Raw genomic sequence first — 2,962 nt, 5'->3', positions numbered from 1 at the left:
GTCGGCGGTCGTCACGGCGCTCGCCGTCTCGGGCCTCCCGACCGACCGGTTCGCGTTCGAGGGCTTCCTGCCGCGCAAGGCCGGCGACCGGTCGCGGCGTCTCGCCGAGCTGGCCCGAGACCGGCGCACGCTCGTCTTCTTCGAGGGGCCGTCTCGGCTGGCGGCGAGCCTCGACGCGCTCGCCGAGGCGTTCGGCGCCGACCGGCCCGCCGCCGTCTGCCGGGAGCTCACCAAGCTCCACGAGGAGGTCCGCCGCGGCGGTCTCGGCGAGCTCGCCGAGTGGGCCGCCCAGGGCGTCCGGGGCGAGATCTGCATCGTCGTCGGCGGGGCGCCCGAGCAACTCGCGGATGCCGCGACGTCGCTCGACCGCGTGCTCGAGCTCGCGGCATCCGGAACCCGCCTGAAGGACGCCGTCGCCCTGGTCGCCGCCGAGAGCGGTCTCGGCAAGCGCGACCTCTACGAGGCGGCGCTCGCCGCGCGCAGCAGTCGCTGAGCCCGCGCTGGGCGGCGTCTGAACATTTCCACCACTGCCCCCCGAAGTGGGGGAGAATGGGGCCACCGCACAATGGTGGAGGTGCGACATGGCGCACGAAGTCAGGTTCTCCCACCACGGCGGCCCCGAGGTGCTCGAGGTCGTCGAGGTTCCCGTTCCCGAGCCGGGGGAGGGCGAGGTGCTCGTCGAGGTGTTCGCCGCAGGGCTGAACCCCGTCGACAGCTCGATCCGTCGTGGCGACCACCCCGGGCGATGGCCCGTGCAGTTGCCGGCGCGACAGGGCCGCGACCTCGCCGGCGTGGTGATCGCGACCGGCCCCGAGGCGTCGCGATTCACGCGCGGCGACGAGGTCATGGGCTTCGTCGACCAGGGTGCCCAGGCGTCGCACGTGGTCGTTCCCGAGGCGAACCTGATGCCGCGGCCGCCGGCACTCTCGTGGGAGGTCGCCGGCTCGCTCTACACGGCGGGCACGACCGCGTGGACCGCCGTCGAGGGACTCGGCCTCAGCCCCAACGACACCGTCGTGGTGACCGCGGCGGCCGGGGGCGTCGGATGCCTCGCGGCGCAGTTCGCGCGCATGCGCGGGGCGACCGTGATCGGCACGAGCGTCGAGACCCGCTTCGACTTCCTCCGCCAGTTCGGCGTGCTGCCGACGGGCTACGGACCGGGGCTGGCTGAGCGTGTGCGAGCCCTCACCGCGCACCCGGTCACGGCGTTCCTCGACTTCCTCGGCGGCGAGGCCGCCGCGGCGCGGGCCCTCGGCGTGCCGTCCTCCCGCGTGCCGTACTCGAGGTCGGCCTGCACGTCGATGCCGGCGGGCGGCGCGAAGGTGCGGATGCCGATGATCTCGGCGCTGCCGACCTCGCTTGCGGCATCGGGACCCGACGGGTCGATCTCGCGCAGCTGCGTGTGGAATCCGGATAGCGCTCCCACGCCGACGATGGCCGCGATGGCGGCCAGCGCAGCCGCGGCCATCCGCCGTGAGCGGATGCCTCGACCGCCTGTCGTTCGGGTCGAGGTCACACCGGGCTCCGGGTTCAGGGGTGCAGTGATGCTATCCCAGGTTCGCGATTTCATGCAGTCTGGGTGGCGTTCGGTGGCGGAGGGCTCGGTACGCTGGCCGCGACGTGCCCGGGGTCCGCACATCGACGGGTCGACCCGGAGCGCGCGAACGCGAGGGGGCTCCACATGACCGACGACCCGCAGACCACACCGAACCCCTCGACGCCGCCGCCGGCCGACCCCGCCGCGACCACCGCCACGGAGCCGAAGCGCCCGGCCGGGGTGAGCCGGGGCCTCCTGATCGGCGTCGGCGTCGCGATCGTGCTGCTGTCCTTCCTCGCGTCGTTCCTCGGCGCCTCACTCGCCAGGTCGAACGACACCGTTGAGGCGGTGCCCACGCCCACCGCGACCGAGGCACAGCTCGACGAGGCCGCCTACGAGGAGGCGCTCGAGGAGATCCTGCCCGCCGGCTCGGCCGTGCGCGCGGGCACCGGCGTACCCGCGGAGGGCAAGGGCTACGAGGGCGACGTCTACATCGACATCTCCAACTCCGATGTCTACTTCTTCCAGGACGGCGAATGGAAGCTCGTCGGCAACATCCGGACCTCGGCGGCCGAGAACCTCACCGGTGCGACCGGAGCCACGGGCGAGACGGGAGCGACGGGCGAGACGGGGGCCACCGGTGAGACCGGTGCGCAGGGAGAGGCTGGAGCGCCGGGTGCGCCCGGGACGCAGGTGCTGCTCGGAACGGGCGAACCCGATCCGCAGACCTGCACCACCGACGGCGACATCTACATCGATACGTCGACGGTCTCCTTCTACCAGTGCATCTCGCAGCAGTGGACACTGTTCGCCCCGCCGGCCACGGCGGAGCCGACGCCGGCGCCGACGGAGGCGCCCGAGGGCTGATCCGCCGAGCGACGGGACCGAGCGGCATCCGCCATCGCGGGTGCCGCTCGGCGCTTTCCCAGCCGATTTCCGGTATCGTTGCCGAGTCGGTTCTGGACACCGCGCTGTGCGCGGATGGGTTTGTGAGTCCAAAGGGCCGGTTTCGAGGCGAACGGCCCTCGGATAGTCACCGTATGTGAACGGCCCCGGTCGACGATGTTCCGGGTTCTCAGACCTGCTGTGCGCTTCGTGCGCCCGGCGGGCCTGCCATGTACTTCAGTACAACCCAGGAAGTGTCACCCATGCCCAAGAACAAGAAGCCCGCCGGCGGACGTCCGGCCAAGAACTTCGATCCCTCGTACGCGAAGGGCGGCTCCAAGGGCGGCCCGGCGCGCGCCGGATCGGCCAAGCCCGGCTCGCGCAGCGCCGGCCACCGCGGCTACCGCCCCGAAGAGGACGCCCCCCGCAAGGAGCGTTGGTCGCGCGATGAGCGCGTCGCCACCGGCCGCGCCCCGCACCGCTCCGTGCGCGACGGCCGCGACGAGCGCGCCCCCCGTTCGTTCGACCGCGACGACCGCG

Annotated in this window: 3 protein-coding genes and 1 pseudogene; all 4 read left to right on the top strand. The window is 72.8% G+C overall.

Annotated features, from left to right (window positions below):
• On the top strand, positions 1-493 hold a 493-nt coding region (rsmI, locus tag GH736_RS20270; protein ID WP_235934547.1), incomplete at its 5' end, for a 16S rRNA (cytidine(1402)-2'-O)-methyltransferase.
• A gap of 88 nt (positions 494-581) precedes the next feature.
• Positions 582-1,685 (top strand): NADP-dependent oxidoreductase, encoded by a 1,104-nt coding sequence (locus GH736_RS20265; protein WP_159606539.1) that lies wholly within the window; start codon positions 582-584, stop codon positions 1,683-1,685.
• Entirely contained in the window at positions 1,682-2,404 is a 723-nt protein-coding gene (locus tag GH736_RS24705) for a collagen-like triple helix repeat-containing protein (protein WP_203230880.1), read from the top strand. Before GH736_RS20265 ends, GH736_RS24705 begins: the two co-directional genes overlap by 4 nt.
• A gap of 281 nt (positions 2,405-2,685) precedes the next feature.
• Positions 2,686-2,962: pseudogene (locus GH736_RS20255) on the top strand (DEAD/DEAH box helicase); the annotation flags it as partial.

Source organism: Agromyces humi (assembly GCF_009720255.1).
GTDB classification, from domain to species: domain Bacteria; phylum Actinomycetota; class Actinomycetes; order Actinomycetales; family Microbacteriaceae; genus Agromyces; species Agromyces humi.
This window is presented reverse-complemented; position numbering and strand designations above follow the sequence as displayed.

Coding starts and splice junctions, on each gene's coding strand:
- GH736_RS24705 (WP_203230880.1), top strand. CDS start 1,682: ATGACCGACGACCCGCAGACCACACCGAACCCCTCGACGCCGCCGCCG.
- GH736_RS20265 (WP_159606539.1), top strand. CDS start 582: ATGGCGCACGAAGTCAGGTTCTCCCACCACGGCGGCCCCGAGGTGCTC.